Origin of the sequence: Cellulosimicrobium sp. SL-1, from assembly GCF_011033075.1 — a bacterium.
Lineage (GTDB): Bacteria > Actinomycetota > Actinomycetes > Actinomycetales > Cellulomonadaceae > Cellulosimicrobium > Cellulosimicrobium funkei.
Genome location: NZ_JAACJC010000014.1, coordinates 12,939 through 32,995 on the forward strand (window position 1 = coordinate 12,939; position 20,057 = coordinate 32,995).

Here is a 20,057-nt window from a genome sequence, read left to right on the forward strand (position 1 = left end):
CGGGGCACCGCCGGTGGTGCATGCCTGCCTCACCCCGGTCGGACGCGGGGCGGGGCGGGCTCAGGGGTTCAGCCGCAGGTCACGGCGGCGTAGTCGGCCTGGATCGACGCCGTCACCTCCTCGTCGCCGGTGCCGCGCGTCGCCTCGACGGTGACGGTGCCGGCCTCGACCGCCGTGGCCCGCGTCGCGAACGACTGGTAGGCGTTGGCGCCCGGCGCGACGGCCGCGACCTCCTTGGTGCCGAACGGCGTGACGAGCCGGATCGCGAGCGGCACGTCCTCGCCGTTCTCGGCGCGGACCGCGACGTACGCCTTGCCGGCGAGGCAGCGGGTGCTCACCGTGACGTCGACGGCGAGGGCCGGCTCCGCCTCGGTCACGGTCACGGGGACCTCGACCACCCGGCTGGTCCAGCCGTCGTCGACCACGACGTACGCGGTGTACGTCCCGGCCGCCGTGTAGGCGTGCGAGCCGGAGACCGACCCGTCGGCCACCGCGCCGGCCGCGACGTCGGAGCCGTCGCCCCACGTGACCGCCGCCCGGAGGTCGGCGCCCTCGCGGCCGCCCGCCACCTGGGCGAGCGCCACGTCCGAGGTCTGCCCGACGGCGAGCGTCACGCCCTCCGCGGCCGTGACCTCGAGCGCGGGGTGCTCGGCGAACGTGCCGTCGTGCGCGACCGCGACCACGTGGATGCGGCCGTCGCGCGAGAGCTCGCCCGGCTGGTCCGGGAGCGTGAGGCTCACGGGCCGCTTGCCCTCGGGGAGGGTGATCGGCGCCGTCGCGAAGAACGCGGCGGGGGTGCCGGTCTGCGGGCTGCCACCGCGGAGGCGGCTGTCCGTCACCGCGACGGGGATGTTGCCGAACACGGGGTTGCGGGCCGCGCCCGACCAGTCGCCGAAGCTCAGGTCGATCGGCTGGGTCGAGCCGTCGTCGAAGGTCAGCGTGCCGGTGGCCTGCTGGTTCTTCTCCGTGCCCGTGCCGATCACCGAGAGCTGCTCCGCGTCCGCGGGGACGTCGAGCTCGATGGTCTGCCCGTCGCCCGTGGCGTTGTCCGGCTGCCCGGCGGGGACCGCCGGGACGTCGAACGCGAGGTCCGTGCCCGGCACCGTCGCGCGCTCGCCCTGGACGAAGCCCTTCGCCGCGAGCTGCGCCCGGTCGAAGAACACGCCCTGGCCGTCGCACGAGCCGACCGTCGTCCCGGCGTCGCCGATGCAGACGTTGTCGTACGCGGCGAGCAGCGAGCCCTCGCGCAGGAGCGAGACGCTGACGTACGAGGAGGCCGAGACGGTCTCGATCCCCTCGCCCGAGACCGTCACCGTCACGGGGTAGACGCCGGGTGCGGTCCACGTGTGCGCGGCGTCCACCGCGTACCCGCCGAACGCGCCCGCCCGCAGCGACCCGGCGACCGGGTCGGAGCCGTCGCCGAACGCGACCTGCACGTCGAGCGCCGCGACGTCGCCCTCGACCCCGGTGAGGGTCGCGAACGAGCCCGAGACCTCGCGGCCCGTGACGCCGTCACGGTCCGGTGCGGCCGAGAGGGTGAGCTCCTCGGCCCCGGACTCCTTCGGGTCGGCGAGGAGCTCGACCTCGGCGAGCGACAGCGCGCCGGAGCCCGACGTCGCGGTGACCGTCACCCGGTACCGCGCGAACGCCGTCGGCTCGGCGACCGTGAACGGCCGCGTCTGCAGGGCCCAGCGGAACTGCTCGCCGGACCGCTCGTCGAGCGTCGTCCACGTCTCGCCGTCGTCGGAGCCCTCGAGGGTCCACGCGGACGGCGACGCCGTCCCGCTCGTCCCGGAGGTCAGCGTGTACGACCCGACGGTCGGGCGGATGCCGTTGCCCGCCCACGTGATCGACGGCGTCGTGGTGGCGAACGTCGTGCGCGTCCCGGACGTGTTGTCCGTGAGCGCCGCGGCGCTCGTGGTGGCGTCGCCGTCGGCGACGGTCGTCGTGCCGAGGCCCGCGGTCGTCGCGTCCTGCACCGGCGTCGGGGGCTCGTCGCCCTCGGTGAGCGACGGCGGCGCGTCGTCCTCGCCCGTGCCCCAGTCCGACGGCTCCGGACCCATGACGAAGTCCAGCGTCGTGCCGCCCGAGAGGTCCGCCTGGGAGAGTGACGTCGAGGTGCGGGCCTCGCCGTCCACCGCGAGGGACTGCACGTAGACGTTGTCGACCGAGTTGTTCTCGGCGTTGACGACGAGGTCGCCGTCCGGCAGGTGCACGGTCGCCTTGTCGAACAGCGGCGAACCGACCGCGTACTGGTCCGAGCCGACCTGGAGCGGGTAGAAGCCGAGCGAGGCGAAGATCCACCACGACGACATCTCGCCGTTGTCCTCGTCGCCCGGGTAGCCCTGGCCGATCTCGCTGCCCACGAACAGGCGGCGGGTGACCTCGCGGACCTTCTCCTGCGCCTTCGACGGCGCGCCCGCGGCGTCGTAGAGCCACGGGATGTGGTGCGACACCTGGTTGCTCATGCCCCACTGGCCCATGCGGACGTCGCGCGCCTCGCGCTGCTCGTGGATGCCGCCGTTGCCGGCGCCCTTCTCCGGCGTGGAGAAGAACTCGTCGAGCTTGTCCTCGAGGCCCTGCTTGCCGCCGTAGAGGTTGGCGAGGCCCTGGCCGTCCTGCGGGGCGTGGAACGCGAAGTTCCAGCCGTTCGTCTCGGTGTACCCGCCGCCCCAGGCCTCCGGGTCGTACGTCTCGGGGTCGACGGCCCACGTGCCGTCCTCGTGGCGCGGCACGAAGAAGTCGACCTCGGGGTCGAACAGCTCGACGTAGTGCGTGGCCCGCTCGAGGAAGTACGCGGACTCCTCGCGCAGCGTCTCGCGGCGCTCGTCCGGCGTCGCCGGGTCCTCCGCCAGGGCGGCGGCCATGTTGCCGATGCCGAAGTCGTTGACCAGGCCCTCCAGGCCCCACGACACGGACTCGTGCGTGGACTCCGGCGTGAACCCGAGGAACGGCGACGTCTGCAGGCCCTTGCGGCCCACGGCGTTGCTCGGCGGCGCGACGGTCGCGTTGCGCAGCGCGGCGTCGTACGCCTCCAGCGCCGTGCCCGTGGGGAGCGACCCCTTGAGGTACGCGTCCGCGAACGCCACGTCGGAGCTCGTGCCCGTCATGAGGTCGGCGTAGCCCGGCGAGGACCAGCGCGCGATCCAGCCGCCGTCGCGGTACTGCTGGACGAACCCGTCGACCAGCTCGGCCGCGAGCTCCGGGTAGAGGAGCGAGTACGCCGGCCAGGCCGTGCGGTACGTGTCCCAGAACCCGTTGTTCACGTAGATCTTGCCGTCGACGATCTTCGCGTTGGTCTGCGTGTCCGTCGCGGAGCCCGTGGTCGCGGAGACCGGGCTCGCGTACCTGTACACCGGCTCCTGCGCCGTGCCCGTGTTCTCGAACTGCGAGTTCGGGTACAGGTTGAGGCGGTAGAGGTTCGAGTACAGCGTGACGAGCTGGTCCTCGCTCGCGCCCTCGACCTCGATGACCCCCAGGCGGTCGTTCCACGCCTGCGCGGCGGCGGCCTTGACCTCCGTGAAGGACTTGCCCGTCACCTCCAGGTCGAGGTTCTTGCGCGCCTGGTCGAGGCTGATGAACGACGTCGCGACGCGCAGCTCGACCGTCTTGTCGGACGACGTGTCGAACGTCGCGAAGCGCGCGTCCGCACGGTTGCCCGCCGCCGTCCCGACCGCCGTCGGACTACGGTCGAAGGTGCCGGCGACGAACATCCGCGTGCGGCCCACGGACAGGCCCGAGCCGTTCTCGACCCAGCCGGAGATCGTGCCCGTGGCCTGGTCGTACGTGAGCTTGGAGGAGCCGTCCACCTTGTCCACGAGCACATGGCCCTTGGCTCCGGGGTAGCTGAAGCGGAGCACCGCGCCGTGGTCGGTGGGCGTCGCCTCGATCGCGGACCCGTTGGTGAACGTGACCCCGTAGTAGTCGGGCCGCGCCGTCTCGTCGGCGTGGTCGAACTCGAGGCCGCGCGTCGAGAGCGTGGCGTCGGGCGTCCCCGACGCCGTCGACGGGAGGAACGTCAGCTGGTTGCGGTCGCCCATCCACGGGCTCGGCTCGTGCGAGATCCCGAAGCCCTGGAGGACGGGCTTGTTGTTGGCGTTGTTGGCCTTGTGGTACTCGTACAGCCAGCTCTGCGAGGAGGCGTTCGTGTACGGCGTCCAGAAGTTGAACCCGTTGGGCGTCGCCGTCGCGGGGATGTTGTTCCCGCGCGAGAAGCTGCCCGACGCGAGCGTGCCGCGGCGCGTGTCCACGTAGTTGGCGAGGCTCGACCCGTCGATCGTGGCCGGCTCCGCCGTGATCGCGACGTCGTCGAGCCAGCCCGCGAACTTCGTCCCGGCGTGGCCGCCGGGGTTGTCGTACCCGAGCAGCACCTGGTCCACGGTCTTGCCCGCGGCGACGTCGCCGAGGTCGACCCGCACGGAGTTCCACTGGTCCGCGTAGAGGATCTTGCCCTCGCCCTGCGCCTGCGCGGTCGCGACCGTCTCGTGCGCGTCGCGCGCGCCGAGGTCGGACAGGTAGGTCCCGTCGGTGAACAGGACGTCCACCGCCGCGTACGTCGACGGGTACTGCAGGTCGTCGAGCAGCTCGGGGAAGATCGTGTAGCTCAGGCGCGTGTCCTCGCCGACGACGACGTCCACGTCGTCGTAGAGCACGTTCGTCGCGTAGGTCTCGCCGTCGGCGAGGTGCGAGCCGTCGTACCGGAGCGAGTGCAGGCCGGAGAAACCGACGCCCGCCTTGTTGGTGAAGCTGACGCGCGGCCCGGTGCCGACCTTCGTCGTCATGGGTGCCGCGGACGGGCCGGCGCTCAGGTCGGCCGAGAGGTCCCACCCGGCGAGCTGGACGATGGAGTCGCCCGAGTTCGCCGTGACGTTGAGGCGCAGGTACGTGTACGCCGCGGTGGGCGCCTCGAGCTCGAACGTGCGCGTCTGCTGGCGGTTCGGGAAGTCCTCGTCCGTCCGCCGGTCGAGCGCGGTCCACGTGGACCCGTCGTTCGACCCCTCGACCGTCCAGGTCTTCGGGTCGCGACCGGCGGCGTCGTCGCCGGAGGTCATCGTGTACGCGACGAACGAGACGGGCTCGGCGAACTCGTACCGGACCCAGCCGGTCGACGCGAACGCGAGCCACTTGGTGCCCGAGCTGCCGTCGGCGAGGTTCGCCGCGCCCTCGTTGGGCAGGTTCTGCGCGCTCGCGGTGACGCCCTTCAGCTGCCCGAGGACGCTCCCGGGCAGGCCGGCCGTGAACGAGCCGACGTTCGCCTGCCAGGGCGCGCCGTCGCGCTCGGCCACCGTGGTGGGCAGCGCCGCCGGGTCGCCGGACTCGAACGACGACGAGAAGTCGCCCGGCTCGGCGGCCGCGGCGGGAGCGGCGGCGAGGGCTCCCGCGGGGGCCGCGAGAGGCACCCCGAGCGGGACGGCGAGTGCGGCGGCGAGCACGAGGCCGAGAGGCCGGGCGCGGCCGCTGCCGGACCGCGCGACCGCGCGTCCGGACGGGAGTGGTCTGGTCATGCCGCGATCTCCTTCGATCGTCTGACAGCGCTGTCAGGCTGCAGGGGTGCCCCTGACAACGCGCAGGGGGGAAGCGTTGTCAGGGGCGACCTGAACCTATGCGTCGGCTCCGGGCTTTGTCAACGCGGTCAGGGCTCTGCCGACAGGGCGCCGACAAGAGGACCCCCTGACGCAAAAGTCACGCTCAGTGTGGCTTTCGCGCCACCCGCTCGACCGCGGAGGAGGTCGTACGCCGTCAGCACGACCGCGCTCGCACCGACACGCGCACGGGCACCGCGGCCACGCCTAGGCCGCGGGGCCGGGGACCTCCCCCGTGCCGCGGACGACGAGCCGCGTCGGCACCACGACGAGCCGCGGGGCGAGCTCCGGGTTCTCGGCGCGGGACACCGCGAGCGCCGCCGCCTGCCGGCCCATCTCGACGACGTCGTACCCCACGACCGTCACGTGCAGGAGGTCCGCGAGCTCGAAGTCGTCGAAGCCGACGAGCGCGACGTCCGCCGCCCCGCCCGACGACTCGCGGTCGCGCAGGGCGTGGAGCGCGCCGACCGTGATCTTGTTGTTCGCCGTGACGAACGCCGTCGGGGGCTCGGGCAGGGCGAGGAGGTCCGCGACGAACACGCGCGCGAGGTCGGCGTCGTGCGCGCCGTCCCGCACGTACCGGCCCGGGTCCTCGACGCCCGCGGCCCGCAGCGTCGCGACGAACTCGTCGCGACGCTCCTGGAACGTCCACAGGCGCGACACGTCGCCCACGAGCGCGATCCGGCGGTGCCCGTGCGCGAGGAGGTGCGTCACGGCGTCGCGCACTCCCCCGCGGTTGTCGATGACGACCGTGTCCGCCTCGACGCCGCGCGCGGGGCGGTCGATGAACACGACCGGCAGGCCGTCCTCGAGCTCGCGGCGCAGGCCCGAGTGGTCCGTCGACGTCGGGGTGACGACGAGCGCGCCGACGCGGCGCTCGACGAGCGCCTCGGTGAGCGACCGCTCGCGCTCCGGCTCCTCGTCCGAGCTCGTGGTGATGAGCTGGAGGCCGTGGTGGCGGAGCTCGCGCTCGATGCCGCTGGCCAGCGCGGAGTAGAACGGGTTCGCGAGGTCGCCGGTGACGAAGCCGACGAGCCGCGACGAGCCGCCGCGCGCGAGGTCGGCGGCCACGGCGTTGCGCCGGAAGCCGAGCCGCTGCGCGGCCTCCTGGACCTTGGCGCGCGTCTGCGGCGCGACGTTCGGCTCGTCGTTGAGGACGCGCGACGCCGTCTTGAGGCTCACGCCGGCGACCTCCGCGACGGAGGCGAGCGTCGGGCGCCGGCCTCCGCGTCCGCCGTGCGGACGCGCCACGGCCGCCCCCGTCGGGATGTCGGGGACCACGACCCCGACCTCGCCCGGCGGGACCGTCCCCGCGCTCTCCCCCTGCATCACCATCTCAGACCTCCCGTCGACCACGAATCAGCATGTCGACGACGATAGCGAGCAGCAGGACCGCTCCGGTCACGATGTACCGCGTGGCCGTGTCGAGGTTGAGCAGCGTGAGCCCGTTCGCGATGGACTGGAGCACGAGCACGCCGAGCAGCGCCGACCACGCGCTCCCGCGCCCGCCGAACAGGCTCGTGCCGCCGATGACCGCGGCCGCGATCGCCGTCAGGTAGGTGTCCGCCGCGCCGGTCCCCTGGTTCGCCGCCGCGAGCCGCCCCGCGGCGAGGACGCCGCCGAGCGCCGCGAACGTCGAGCACGCGACGAAGCACGAGACGACCGTGCGGCGCACCGCGACGCCCGCGAGGAGCGCGGAGCGCCGGTTGCCCCCGACGGCGCGCACGGAGCGTCCCCACCGCGTGCGGCGCAGCAGCACGTCGACCACGACCACGAGCGCCACGAAGAGCACCACGGTGTAGCCGATCCCGCGCGCCGTCCCGAGGTACGCGACCGTCGCGACGAGCACCGCCGCGAGGACCGCCGTCCGGACCGCGACGCGGGCCAGGCCCGGGCTCGGGAGCTCCGCCCGGACGCGGCGCACGTGGTCGGTCACCCGCAGCGCGGCGTACCCCGCCACGACCACGACCACGAGGCCCCACGCGACCGCGGGGGCGAGGAAGCCCTGCTGGACCGTGCGCACGAGCCACGACTCGAACGGCAGGTTGATCGAACCCTTGGGACCGAGGACGCGCAGCTGCACGCCCGCGAGGATCAGGAGGCCCGCGAGCGTGAAGACGAACGACGCGAGCCCGAGGCGCGTGGAGAGCAGCCCGTACCCGAGCCCGACGACGACCCCGACGGCCAACGCCGCGACGATCGCGATCCCGACCGGCCAGCCCAGCCCGACCGTCCCGACGGCGAGCACCGCCGCGGCGAGCCCGCTCACCGAACCGACCGACAGGTCGATCTGGCCGACGAGCAGCACGAGCACGACGCCGAGCGCGATGATCCCCGTGGGGGCGCTCTGGAGCGTGAGGTTGACGAGGTTCTCCGCGGAGAGGAACGCGGGGTTGATCGCGCCGAGCACGACCCAGATGAGCACGAGCGCGGCGACGATCGGCAGCATGCCGAGGTGCGCGCCGCGCAGCTGCTGCACGACGGACCCGGACAGCGCGCCCGTCAGGGGCCGGTCGAGCGCCGCGCCCGAGGTGCGGCCGGGGACGCTCATCGGTGCACCGCCCCGGTGCCGCCCGTGCGCCGCTCGCGCTCGGTCCCGCCCGCGCTCCCGATCGGTCCGCCCGGGCGCGCCGGGCGCACGGCGCCGGTCATCGCGGCGAGCAGGTCCTCGTAGGACGTGTCGCCCGGGAACTCGCCGTGCACGCGGCCGAGCCGCAGCACGAGGATGCGGTCGGCGACGGCCTGGAGGTCGCCCGCCTGGTGGCTGATGAGGACGACGGCGTGCCCGCGCTCGCGCAGCTTCTCGATGAGGTTGAGCACCTCGGCGGTCTGCCGGACGCCGAGCGCCGCCGTCGGCTCGTCGAGGACGAGCACGCGCGGCGACCCCAGGAGGGCGCGTGCGACCGCCACGACCTGCCGCTGGCCGCCCGAGAGCGTGCGCACCGGCTGCCGCACGGACGGGACGGTCGCGGCGAGCTGGTCGAGCAGGCCCCACGCCTCGCGCTCCATCGCGATCTCGTCGAGGAACGGCCCGTGGAGGACCTCCTGCCCGAGGAACACGTTCTCGACGACGTCGAGGTCGTCGACGAGCGCGAGCTGCTGGAACACCGCCGCGATCCCGTGCTGGCGCGCGGCCGCCGGCGAGTCGAGCACGACGGGCGCGCCGTCGAGCAGCACCTCGCCCGCGTCGGGGCGGAACGCGCCCGCGACGACGCCCGCGAGCGTCGACTTGCCGGCGCCGTTGTCGCCCACGACGGCGAGGACCTCGTGCTCGCGCACCTCGACGTCGACGTCGACGAGCGCCCGGACGCCGCCGAAGCTCTTGGAGACCCCGCGCAGGGTCAGGACGGGGGCGCTCACGGTGCCGCCTCCAGGAGACCCGCGTCGACGCACGCGTCGACGTACGACGGGGTGCAGATCTCGTCGACCGTGTAGACGCCGCCGTCGACGAGGACGCGCCGGACGTCGTCGACGCCGACCGCGCGCGGCGCGAGCAGGAGGCTCGGGACGCCGTCGATCACCACGGTCGCGCGCGGGTCCTCGCCGCGCAGCACCCGCACGGCGAGCTCGGCGGCCGTGCGCGCCTGCTCCGTCGTGGCCTTGTAGACGGTCATGTACTGGTCGCCCGAGACGACGCGCTGGACGGCCGCGAGCTCGCCGTCCTGGCCCGTGGTGGGCGGCACCGGGTCGAGGCCGGCGGCCTTCATCGCGGCGATGGCGCCGCCCGCGATGCCGTCGCTCGCCGCGAAGACGCCGTCGACGCGACCCGGGTACTGCGTGAGCTGCCCCTCGACCCACTCGGTCGCCTTGTCGGGGCTCCAGTCGGGCGTGTCGTACTCGGCGAGCACGTCGATGTCCTCTCCCTCGAGCGCGCGGTGTGCGCCGGCGGCGAGCTCCGCGGCGTTCGGGTCGGTCGGCGAGCCCTGGACGAGCAGGACGCCCGGCCGCCGGCCCTGCGCCGGCGGGTCCTGCTCCGCACGGTCGAGGACCGCGCCGACGAGCGCCTCCCCCATGAGGTACCCGATGAGCTCGTTGTCGAACGAGACGTAGTAGTCCGCGCCGTCGACGAAGCGATCGTAGGCGATGACGGGCACGCCGAGTCGCTGGGCCTCGGCGACGACGCTCACCGCGGCGACGGCGTCGACCGCGTCGAGCACGAGGACGTCCGCGCCGCGCGCGAGCATCGACTCGGCCTGCTGCTGTTGGTTCGCGGCGTCCTGGGCGGCGTTCGCGTACAGCACCTCGCACGACGGGCAGCGCCGCTCGACCACCCCGACGAAGGTCGGGCGGTCGGTCGTCTCGTAGCGTGCGGTCTTGGCCTCGGGCAGCAGGAGCCCGATGGTCCCCTCCGACGGCCCGGCCGGCTCCTCCGGCGGCGCACAGCCCACGAGCGCGAGCAGCGCGACGACGACGGCCGCCACACCCGTCGTCACTGCACCCCGCGCGCGACGGCGGGCATTCCCCGGGCGAGCCCCGTCCCCGCTCATGCGCTCACCCCCAGGGAGCCGCTGACGCGCGCGAGGTCGAGCGCGACGGCGAGCGCACCGCGCACCTCGGCGGCCGACCCGAGCTCGGACGCGACGACGCGCACCGGGCCGGCCGTGCTGGGGACCGTGCGCTGCTCGAGCGCGGTGCGGAGCGGGCCGAGCAGCGACTCGCCCGCCTCGGCGAGCTGCCCGCCGACGACGACGATCTCCGGGTCGACGAGGTTGCACAGGTTCGCGGCCGCGACGCCGAGGTGCTGACCGGCGTCGAACAGGACGCGGCGGCAGCCCGGGTCCCCCTCCTGGGCCCGCGCGATGACGTCGCGCAGCGTGAGGTGGCCGCGGCTCTCGGAGAGCATGGACAGCAGCACGCCCGCGCCGACGTACATCTCGAGGCAGCCGCGGTTGCCGCACCGGCACACCGGGCCGTTCTCGTCGATAGTCACGTGCCCGATCTCTCCCGCGACGCCCGCGCGGCCGTGCACGACGCGCCCGCCCAGGACGAGCCCGCCGCCCACGCCGTGGGACACGCGCAGGTAGGCGACGGCGTCGTGCCCGACGGCCGCCCCGAACCGGGTCTCGGCGAGGGCGCCGAGGTTGGCGTCGTTGTCCACCGTCACGGGCGCGCCGAGCTCGGCCTCGAGCAGCTCGGGGACGACGACGCCGTCCCAGCCGCGCATCATGCCGACGGTCGCGATGCGCCCGGCGCGCACGTCCACGGGCGCGGGCACCCCGACCCCGACGGCGAGCAGCTCCTCGGGGGACGCGTCGACCGACGCGACCATCTCCCCCACGAGGAGCGCGGCGCGCTGGAGGCCGGTGTCGGCGCGGTGGTCCGGGGCGAGCGGCATGCGCTGGTCGGCGAGCACGCGCATGGACGCGTCCGCGAGCGCGACGCGCATCGAGCGCGTGCCGAAGTGCACCCCCGCGACGAGCCCGAGGTTGCGCGCGAGGGTCACCTGGAGGGCGCGCCGTCCGCTGCGCGTGGACGGCGAGGTGTGCAGGACGCCCGCGCCGGTGAGCTCCTTGACGATGTTGGAGACGGTCGCCGGGGACAGCCCGGTGACGCCGGCCAGCTCGATCTGCGTGAGGGAGCCACGCTGCTGGACGGCGCTCACGATCCGGGCTCGGTTGGCCTCACGCAGTGAAGTCTGCGAGCCCGGTGTCACCCGGTCAGCGCGCACGTCGGTCAGGATACCGCCGGGACGCGCGCGCCCAGGTGGGGCGCGTCGCGCTGCCGGTGGGGGCGCAGGGCTCGACAGAAATTGGACAGCGCTGTCAGAATGATGCTGGCCCCGCGGCGCTCGGCCTTGAATCCATGCCTTGACGCGAACATCACGATTCGGCGTCGCTTGCGTTCATTTCTTGACATCAAGCGTCGGTCGCCGTTGTATGGGCCTCGGGTTCGAGGGCGCACCGATGCGCCCGGCCGGTGCGACGTGGTCGTCCGCCGGTCCCCCACGACCGAAGAAGGCGTAGGGATATCACGATGCGAATCGATCGCAGGACGAGCGCGACGGTGGCGACGGCCGCCCTCGTGGGTCTCGCACTCGCCGCGTGCAGCGGCGGTGGTTCCGGTGACGGGGGCACCGGTGACGGGGGCGCTTCGGGGGGCGGCGACGAGGTCGAGGTCTTCACCTGGTGGGCCGCCGGCTCCGAGAAGGCGGGTCTCGACGCGCTGGTCGGCGTGTTCGAGGAGCAGCACCCCGACGTGGAGTTCATCAACGGCGCGGTCGCCGGCGGCGCCGGCTCGGCCGCCAAGGACCTCCTCCAGTCCCGCCTCCAGGCCCAGGACCCGCCGGACACGTTCCAGGCGCACGCCGGTGCCGAGCTCCAGGACTACATCGACGCCGCGCAGATCGAGGACGTCTCCTCGCTCTACGACGAGTTCGGCCTCACCGACGTCTTCCCGGCCGACCTCGTGGACCGCCTCAAGTCCGACGACGGCGCGATCTACTCGATCCCGTCGAACATCCACCGCGCGAACGTGGTCTGGGCGAACCCGACGGTCCTCGAGGCCAACGGCGTCGACCCGGCCGCGACCTACGCGGACCTCGACGCCTGGATGGCGGACCTCGACAAGCTCAAGGCTGCGGGCGTCACGCCGCTGTCGGTCGCGACGACCTGGACCCAGGTCAACCTCCTCGAGACCGTGCTCCTCGCGGACCTCGGGGCCGAGGGCTACAACGGCCTGTGGGACGGCTCGACGGACTGGGAGGGTGCCGAGGTCACGGCCGCCCTCGAGGACTTCGAGAAGCTCATGAGCTACACCAACACCGACCGTGACGGGCTCGACTGGCCCGAGGCGACCCAGATGGTGATCGACGGCAACGCCGCGTTCAACGTCATGGGCGACTGGGCCGTCGCGGCGTTCGAGGAGCAGGGCAAGACGCTCGGCACCGACTTCACCGCGTTCCCCGTCCCGGGCACCGACGGCGTGTTCGACTTCCTCGCCGACTCGTTCACCCTCCCGGTGGGCGCCCCGCACCCCGACGGCGCCAAGGCGTGGCTCGAGACCGTGGGCTCGCTCGAGGGCCAGGTCGCGTTCAACAAGGCCAAGGGCTCCATCCCGGCCCGCACCGACGCCGACCCCGCCGAGTTCTCGGAGTACCAGAAGACGGCGATCGAGTCGTTCGGCAACGACACGATCGTCTCCTCGCTCGCGCACGGCGCCGCCGCCCCGGTCGCGACGCTCAACGCGATCTCCGACGCGACGAGCAAGTTCACGTCGGGCGGGTCCGACCTCGCGACCTACCAGTCCGAGCTCGCCGCCGCCACCGCGCAGGGCTGACACCGCTCCGCCGGAGCCGCCGCGCGTCGTCGGGCACGTCCCGACGGCGCGCGGCGGACCAGCGCGACCGGAACACGTCCCCGGGACGCCGGCGCTCCCCGCGCCGCGGCCCACGCCCCCACGACCGGGAAGACCCACCATGCTCAAGTCACTGCGACGCGCCGGCCCAGCGCTGCTGCTGCTCGCGCCCTCGCTGATCCTCGTCGGCGTGTTCGTCTACGGCCTGATCGGCGCGAACTTCCAGACGTCGATCACGGACAACCACACCGCGGCACAGGCCACGGGCCAGAAGCCGTCGGTCGTCGTGTGGTTCGAGAACTACACGGCCCTCCTCGGCAGCGAGGCGTTCCAGCACTCGCTGAAGAACCTCGTGCTCTACACGGTGGTCTTCCTCGCCGGCACGATGCTCATGGGCTTCCTGTGGGCGTGGATGCTCGACAAGCCCGTCAAGGGCGAGGGGATCTTCCGTTCCGTCTACCTGTTCCCCATGGCCGTGTCGTTCGTCGCGTCCGGTGTCGTGTGGCGCTGGCTGCTCAACTCGAACCAGGGCGAGCAGGCGAGCGGCCTCAACCGGCTGTTCCAGATCGTCGGGCTCGACTTCCTGCAGAACAACTGGTGGAACAACGTCACGTGGGGCATCACGGCCATCGCGATCCCCGCGATCTGGCAGCTCTCCGGCTACGTCATGGCGCTGTTCCTCGCCGGGTTCCGCGGCATCCCTGACGAGCTGCGCGAGGCCGCCCGTATGGACGGCGCGAGCGAGTGGAAGCTCTACCGCCACGTGCTGTTCCCACAGCTCTCGCCCATCGCGCTCTCGGCGCTCATCATCATCGGCCACATGTCGCTCAAGGCGTTCGACCTCATCATGTCGATCTCGAAGCCCGCGAACTACCAGACCAAGGTTCCGGCCGTCGACATGTACGTCTTCAAGTCGAGCTTCGACTACGCCAACGCGGCAGCCGTCGGCTCGATCCTGCTGATCATCGTGGCCGTCGTCATCGTGCCCTACCTGATCCGCACCAACCGTCAGGAGAAGCGATGACGACCACCTCGACGCCGGCCGTCCCCGCCCCCGACGTCGTCGGCACGCCGCGCCGGCCCGCGCGCCGCACGCCGCGCGAACGCTTCTCGGTGGGCCGCACGCTCAAGTACGCGGCGCTCGTGCTGTTCCTCGTCATCGTCCTCATCCCCGTCTACGTGCTCTTCGTGACGAGCTTCAAGGGCGCGGGCGACGCGTCGCCGGCGCGCGCGTGGTCGCTCCCGCAGACGTGGACGACGGAGAACTGGCAGACGGCGTGGACCGCGCTGTCCCCCGCCATCTGGCGCACGGTGCAGATGGTCGTGCCGTCCGCGATCATCGCGGCCTTCCTCGGGTCGCTCAACGGGTTCGTGCTCTCCCGCTGGTCGTTCAAGGGCGCGAACATCGTCTTCACGCTCATCCTCTTCGGGATGTTCATCCCGTACCAGGCCGTGATGATCCCGCTCAACCAGCTCGTGCTGGGCCTGGGCATCCCGAGCGGCGTGCCGTCGCTGATCCTGCTGCACGTCATCTACGGCATCCCCATCACGACGCTCATCTTCCGCAACTACTACATGACCGTGCCGCACGAGCTCGTCGAGGCAGCGCGCGTCGACGGCGCCGGGATGCTGCGCACCTACTGGTCGATCATCCTGCCGATCTCGATCCCGAGCTTCGTGGTCGTGCTCATCTGGCAGTTCACGTCCGCGTGGAACGACTTCCTCTTCGCGGTGTTCTTCTCCTCCAGCCAGAACGGCCCCGTGACGCTCGCGCTGAACAACCTCGCGAACGGCGCGCTGCTGCAGAACTACGGCGTCTCGATGGCCGGCGCGCTCTTCGCGTCGCTCCCGACGCTGCTCGTGTACATCGTCCTCGGCAAGTACTTCGTCGGGGGCCTGATGTCCGGTTCGGTCAAGGGCTGACCCGACCGACCGCCCACCGCGGTCCCGAGGCCCGTCGGGGAGCATGGCCACCGCCACGCTCCCCGACGGGCCTCGACGCGTTTCCCACCGCCCGCGGCTTCACCCGCGGCAGTTTCGCCGAACCTCTGGACTCTGCCAGACAGCGCTGTCAGGATGGCGGGCACCGGCGCTCCGCACCCCGCACCCGCACCTCGCGCCGCACCGCCTTCCACGGCGGACCCCGCTCCCGACGACGACGACGAGAGACCCCACCATGACCCGATCACCCGCCCGGCCTCCGGCCGCGCGCCGCGCGCGACGCCGTAGCACGACCGCCGCCCTCGCCCTCGCGACGGCTGGCTCCCTCCTCCTGGCCCCCGGGACCGCCCAGGGCGCGCCGGCCGCCCCGCCCGCGGCCCCGGCGTCGACCACGGCCGATGCCGCGCCCGCGTACGGCGCCCCCGACGAGACCGCCGCCGACTACTACGGCGCCCTGCTGCGGCACACGCGCTGGGTCGAGACCGTCTGGGACGAGTCCGCCGGGGTGTACCAGCTCAAGGACTTCAACTTCGCCGTCGTGCTGGGCAACGCCGTGCTCCTGACCCACGGCGAGTACGACGCCGAGCTCGCGGGGGTCCCGGAGGAGACGCTGCGTGCCCGCACGCTCGCGACGATCCGGCACTACGCAGCGACCAACCGGTTCGTGGACCCGGCGGGCACGTGGGGCAAGAAGCTGTTCTGGGACTCGACGTTCCAGTCCTACTTCCTCGCGGCCGGGACGCTGCTGTGGGACGAGCTCGACGCCACGACGCAGGCCAACCTCACGACGATCGCGACGGGCCAGTCGAAGTACACGGCCGACCTCGACTTCGGCAAGGACCCGCTCTCGGGTTCGTGGACCGCGGACTGGCCGACGGGCAAGCACGAGGGCGACACCGCGCAGGAGGAGGTCGGCGTCTACACGCAGGCCCTCGCGCCCGGCCTCGCGTGGGCGCCCGACGACCCCGACGCCGCGCGCTGGGCCGAGCAGCTCGGCGACTGGGGCCGCAACGCGGCGGGCCAGCCGACGGCCGACCGGAACAACCCGGCCGTCGTCGCGGGCAGGCCCGTGTCGACGAACACCATGCAGACCATCCACGACACGTACCTCGTGGAGAACCACGGGTCGTTCGGCCCGCACTACCAGTCCGACATCTGGCGGTCAGGCGGGCGCAACGCGATCCACTTCCTCCTGCGCGACGAGCCGCTGCCGGAGATCCTCACGCACCAGCCCAACTCGGCGGAGCTGTGGGAGTCGATCAAGCTCGTCATGTCCGACGCGGGCGAGCCGTTCATGCCCATGGTCGCCGACCGCGAGTTCCTCTACGGCCGCGACGCCATCCCGATGGCGTTCCTCGGCCAGGTCCTGCGCGACCCCGACGCCGCGCGCGCCGAGGCGAACCTCGCCGCCGCGCTCGAGGACTACCAGTCGTACGCGCCGGTCTACCGGCTCGCGAAGTTCTCGGGCGAGCCCAAGTACGAGCCCGAGGCCCGCGCGGAGATCGCGATCTCCTACCTCCTGCACGTCGAGGCCGCCGAGTCGCCCGAGGGCCCCGTCGAGCCGACGCCGCAGGACGAGTTCTTCGAGCGCCTCTCCGGCGTGCGCGACTTCGGCGCCGGGCCGGGCCTGACCGTCCAGCAGACGGCGGACGCGTGGGCCGCGGCGTCGAGCCGCAAGGGCTTCGTCAAGTTCCCCTGGGTCCCCGCGCACGACTCGTGGTTGTTCCACGTCTCCGGCTCGACCCCGTTCCTCTACCCGACCACGGGCGCGACGGTCGACGACCGGCACGTGCGGACGTACACCGGGCCGCGCGACGGCTTCGAGGGCACGTCGTCGGTGTTCCGGGTCGGCAGCGGCTACGCGGGTCAGGTCACGCTCCCGACCGGCGCGGCCGTCTACGCGTCGACCGGGGCGGGCACGGAGGACGCCAGCCTGTCGGTCCGCAACCTCGCCATGAACGGCTACTCGGGCCTCGACGGGTCGCGCACCTACTCGACCGCCGAGGGCGAGACCACCGCGACGCTCCCCGTGACGCGTCCGGCCGACCCCGCGGACGCGAAGGCCGCGCGCGTCGACGACCTGTCGTTCGCGCCCGTCACGGCGCGGTACGTCCGGCTCCTCGGGCAGCAGGGCCACCCGCAGTACGGCTACTCGATGTTCGCGTTCCACGCCTACGGCGACGAGAGGTCGACGACCGACCTCGCCGCCGGGAAGGTCTCGACCGCGTCCAGCCAGGACACGGCGGGCGGCCGCACCGCGGCGCGCGTGACCGACGGCAACCCGTCGACCCGCTGGGCCGTCGCGGTCGGCGAGCGCACGCGACCGGACTCGTGGATCCAGGTCGACCTCGGCGAGGAGACGACCGTGGGCGCCGTGCGGTTCGCGTGGGAGGCGAGCGCGGGCGCGCGGTACCTCGTCCAGACGTCGACCGACGGCCAGACGTGGACCACCGCGACCGCGTACGGCAAGGCCCCGGCGGACGTGAACGTCGCGCGGCTCGACACCGTCGACCTCACCCCGGCGGGCGCGGACGAGCCCGCGCCGGTCACCACGCGCTACGTCCGCATGCAGGGCGTGCGCGGCGACGCGACGTACGGCTACTCGCTCTACCACCTGCGCGCCTTCTCGCCCACGGGGACGGACGTCGCCGCGGGCAAGCCGGCCACCGCGTCGAGCGCCAACGGGTCGAACCCCGCGAGCGCCGTCACCGACGGCTCCGCCACGACCCGCTGGGCCGTCGCGGTCGCGGACCGCACCAAGCCCGACTCGTGGGTCCAGGTCGACCTCGGCGCACCCACCGCGGTGAGCCAGGTCCAGCTCGGCTGGGAGGTCGCCGCGGGCCAGGAGTACCGCGTCCAGACGTCGCTCGACGGGCAGACGTGGCACGACGCCGCGTCGTTCCGGTACACGGGCGACCAGGTGCTGAGCAGTGACGGCGACTGGCTCAACGTCGAGGGCGAGGCCGGGTTCGTCGTGCGCGGCTCGGACGCCCCCGTGACCGTCTCGCGCGCGACCGACACGCGGCACGTCGTGCGGCTCACCGACGGCGCGGCCGGGCCCCGGCTCGTCGAGATGGTCCCGGGCGACGCCGCGGCGACGGCCGCGCAGGCCGGGGCCCGCGTGCCCACGGCCGACACGGCGGGCGTGCTCGTGAGCGCGGTCGACGGGTACGTCGTCGCGTTCAACCTCACGGGCGCCGACGTCGCGACGACCCTCACCGTCCCGCACGACGGCGGGGCCGTCCCGGTCTACGCCGGCGCCCAGACCGTCGGGGCGGACGCCTCGATGCTCGCGGTCACCGTCCCCGCGGGCGACGCCGTCGTCCTCGCACCGCGCGCGACGGTCGCGACGCCCGCCGGGCAGACACCGGCCGGGGTGACGGTCGCCGTCGACGACGCCCGCTCGTTCCGCGTCAGCGGCGACGGGTCGCCGGTCGAGCTGCGCCACGTCGAGACGGGCGCGACGCGCACGGTCGGGGCGACGCCGTCGGGCACGCGGGTCACCCTCCGCGACGCGACCCCGTTCCCGGTCGCGGACCACGCGCTCAGCACGCTCACGTTCCCCGCGTCCGTGCTGCCCACGGGCATGACGTCGCCCTCGCTCGCCGTCGACGGCGACGCCGCGACGTCGTGGGTCCCCGGACCGGACGGCCGCATGGTCACCGACCTGGGGTCACCGCGCGAGATCGGCACCGTCGTCGCCGCGTGGGAGCGCGGCGGGGCGCCGGAGTCGGTCGTCTCGGTGAGCGACGACGGCCTCACCTTCACCGACGTCGGCACGATCAGCGCCGGTGGCGTGCGCGGCACGCTCGCCGTCGACCGCACGGCGCGGTACGTCGCGCTGAGCACGTCGTGGCAGGACGGCGACCCGGGCCTCACGGCCCTCCGGGTGCTCGCGCCCGGCGCGGCGGACCCGGCGTCGCCGGCCGCCGTCGCCGTGACCGCGACGGCCGAGGTGCGGTGCCTCGCGGGCAAGGCGTACGTGGCGGTGCGCGTCGTGAACGACGACGACGTCCCGCTCGACGTCGACGTCGCCACCCCGTGGGGCACGAAGAGCTTCCCCGCGGTCAGCCCGGGGAAGAACGCGTACCAGTCGTTCGCCGTCCGCGGGGCCACCACCGGCCCCGTGACCGCGACGGCCGCGCCGTCCGACGACGCCGACGAGCGCGAGACCGTCGCGACGCCGGAGCACGGGCAGCCCGCCTGCGGCTGACCGTCCCGGTCCCCCGGACCCGGGGTCGTGCGCCCGCCCAGGGCGCGCGGCCCCGGGTCCGCCGCGTCCGGCACGCGCGTCCCGCGTGGCGCCTGCGTCGGGCGCGGATCGGGCCTGCCAGGTCGGGACCTTCGGCCGGTCCGGCGCGGGGGCCCGCGAGGATACGTTCGAGGTCCTGACGGCACCGCCGCCGGGAGGTCCGGACCGCCGGGCCGTCGTGGTCCGAAGGAGCCGCCGATGACCCGCCCCGGCCTCGTGGTCGCCGGACTGGACCGGCTGTCCGTCACGGACTGGCCCGGCCGTCGGGTCGCCACCGTCCTCACCCAGGGCTGCCCGTGGCGCTGCGGCTACTGCCACCACCCGGGGCTGTGCGCGGTCGCCGCGCTCGGCGGCCCGCCCCCGCAGGACACGGTCCCCTGGTCCGAGGTCGTCGCGTTCCTCGCGCCGCGCCGTCGCCTGCTCGACGGCGTCGTGTTCTCGGGCGGCGAGCCGACCCTGCACCCCGGGCTGCTCGGCGCGATCGACGACGTGCGAGGCCTCGGCCTCGACGTCGGGCTCCACACGGCCGGCCCGTGGCCGGCGCGGCTCGCCCGGCTCCTGCCGTTCGTCGACTGGGTCGGCCTCGACATCAAGCACCTGCCGTCCCGCTACCCCGTCGTGACGGGCACGATCCCGTCGGGACGCCGCGCGTTCGAGGCGCTGGCCGTGATCCTGCGCTCGGGCGTCGACCACGAGGTGCGCACGACCGTCGACCCGAGCGTGCACTCGCGCACCGAGCTCCTCGCCCTCGGGACGCACCTGCGCCGTCTCGGCGTGCGCGAGTGGGTGCTCCAGGAGGCCGTGCCCGACGGCGCGTCCCCCGCCTGGGCGCGCGGCCTCGCGGGCCGCCGCCTCACCGACGTGCTCGACGCGACCGACCTCGCCTGGGCGCGGCGGCGGGTCGCCGCCTGACGTCGCGCCGCGGGTGCGCGGGGTCGGGCCGCATGCGACGGCCCGATCGGGCGTGGCGGCGCCGGGCGGGCCCGCGC

At 73.7% G+C, this 20,057-nt stretch carries 11 protein-coding genes; 5 read left to right on the forward strand and 6 right to left on the reverse strand.

Features of this window, described 5'->3' with window-relative positions; all coding sequences use genetic code 11:
- Positions 1-68 precede the first annotated feature (68 nt).
- The 6 genes from GWJ10_RS18855 to GWJ10_RS18880 all read right to left on the reverse strand — a co-directional run bounded on the left by GWJ10_RS18855 (position 69) and on the right by GWJ10_RS18880 (position 11,184).
- A complete protein-coding gene (locus tag GWJ10_RS18855) occupies positions 69-5,504 on the reverse strand; it encodes a GH92 family glycosyl hydrolase (protein WP_163188891.1) in 5,436 nt (1,811 codons plus the stop codon).
- 285 nt (positions 5,505-5,789) lie between these two features.
- Complete coding sequence (locus GWJ10_RS18860) at positions 5,790-6,917, reverse strand: LacI family DNA-binding transcriptional regulator (RefSeq protein WP_206158449.1); 1,128 nt, start codon at positions 6,915-6,917, stop codon at positions 5,790-5,792.
- Position 6,918: 1 nt separating this feature from the next.
- A complete protein-coding gene (locus tag GWJ10_RS18865) occupies positions 6,919-8,133 on the reverse strand; it encodes an ABC transporter permease (protein WP_076403700.1) in 1,215 nt (404 codons plus the stop codon).
- Complete coding sequence (locus GWJ10_RS18870; protein ID WP_083711284.1) at positions 8,130-8,942, reverse strand: ATP-binding cassette domain-containing protein; 813 nt, start codon at positions 8,940-8,942, stop codon at positions 8,130-8,132. Before GWJ10_RS18870 ends, GWJ10_RS18865 begins: the two co-directional genes overlap by 4 nt.
- Complete coding sequence (locus GWJ10_RS18875) at positions 8,939-10,015, reverse strand: substrate-binding domain-containing protein (RefSeq protein ID WP_206158450.1); 1,077 nt, start codon at positions 10,013-10,015, stop codon at positions 8,939-8,941. Before GWJ10_RS18875 ends, GWJ10_RS18870 begins: the two co-directional genes overlap by 4 nt.
- 50 nt (positions 10,016-10,065) lie before the next feature.
- On the reverse strand, positions 10,066-11,184 hold the full coding sequence (locus tag GWJ10_RS18880; protein ID WP_163188893.1) for an ROK family transcriptional regulator: 1,119 nt from the start codon (positions 11,182-11,184) through the stop codon (positions 10,066-10,068).
- A 371-nt stretch (positions 11,185-11,555) separates the two neighbouring features.
- On the opposite strand from GWJ10_RS18880, the gene GWJ10_RS18885 reads away from it, so the two are divergent.
- The 5 genes from GWJ10_RS18885 (at position 11,556) to GWJ10_RS18905 (ending at position 19,980) form a co-directional block, all read left to right on the forward strand.
- Positions 11,556-12,857: an ABC transporter substrate-binding protein gene (locus tag GWJ10_RS18885; RefSeq protein ID WP_163188894.1), complete on the forward strand. Its 1,302-nt coding sequence runs from the start codon at positions 11,556-11,558 to the stop codon at positions 12,855-12,857.
- Between the two features lie 139 nt (positions 12,858-12,996).
- On the forward strand, positions 12,997-13,899 hold the full coding sequence (locus GWJ10_RS18890) for a sugar ABC transporter permease (protein WP_061267180.1): 903 nt from the start codon (positions 12,997-12,999) through the stop codon (positions 13,897-13,899).
- The gene (locus GWJ10_RS18895; RefSeq protein ID WP_074805223.1) at positions 13,896-14,798 is read left to right on the forward strand and encodes a carbohydrate ABC transporter permease; all 903 of its coding nucleotides are present in this window, start codon (positions 13,896-13,898) and stop codon (positions 14,796-14,798) included. Before GWJ10_RS18890 ends, GWJ10_RS18895 begins: the two co-directional genes overlap by 4 nt.
- 253 nt (positions 14,799-15,051) lie before the next feature.
- Positions 15,052-19,029 (forward strand): discoidin domain-containing protein, encoded by a 3,978-nt coding sequence (locus tag GWJ10_RS18900; protein WP_163188895.1) that lies wholly within the window; start codon positions 15,052-15,054, stop codon positions 19,027-19,029.
- A 237-nt stretch (positions 19,030-19,266) separates the two neighbouring features.
- Positions 19,267-19,980, forward strand: a complete 714-nt coding sequence (locus tag GWJ10_RS18905) for an anaerobic ribonucleoside-triphosphate reductase activating protein (RefSeq protein WP_043657556.1) — start codon at positions 19,267-19,269, stop codon at positions 19,978-19,980.
- Positions 19,981-20,057 lie beyond the last annotated feature (77 nt).

What these genes read in the sequence shown, in the direction of transcription:
- GWJ10_RS18885 (WP_163188894.1), top strand. Translation starts at nt 11,556, where the DNA reads ATGCGAATCGATCGCAGGACGAGCGCGACGGTGGCGACGGCCGCCCTC.
- GWJ10_RS18860 (WP_206158449.1), bottom strand. Translation starts at nt 6,917, where the DNA reads ATGGTGATGCAGGGGGAGAGCGCGGGGACGGTCCCGCCGGGCGAGGTC.
- GWJ10_RS18895 (WP_074805223.1), top strand. Translation starts at nt 13,896, where the DNA reads ATGACGACCACCTCGACGCCGGCCGTCCCCGCCCCCGACGTCGTCGGC.
- GWJ10_RS18900 (WP_163188895.1), top strand. Translation starts at nt 15,052, where the DNA reads ATGACCCGATCACCCGCCCGGCCTCCGGCCGCGCGCCGCGCGCGACGC.
- GWJ10_RS18890 (WP_061267180.1), top strand. Translation starts at nt 12,997, where the DNA reads ATGCTCAAGTCACTGCGACGCGCCGGCCCAGCGCTGCTGCTGCTCGCG.
- GWJ10_RS18905 (WP_043657556.1), top strand. Translation starts at nt 19,267, where the DNA reads ATGACCCGCCCCGGCCTCGTGGTCGCCGGACTGGACCGGCTGTCCGTC.
- GWJ10_RS18855 (WP_163188891.1), bottom strand. Translation starts at nt 5,504, where the DNA reads ATGACCAGACCACTCCCGTCCGGACGCGCGGTCGCGCGGTCCGGCAGC.
- GWJ10_RS18865 (WP_076403700.1), bottom strand. Translation starts at nt 8,133, where the DNA reads ATGAGCGTCCCCGGCCGCACCTCGGGCGCGGCGCTCGACCGGCCCCTG.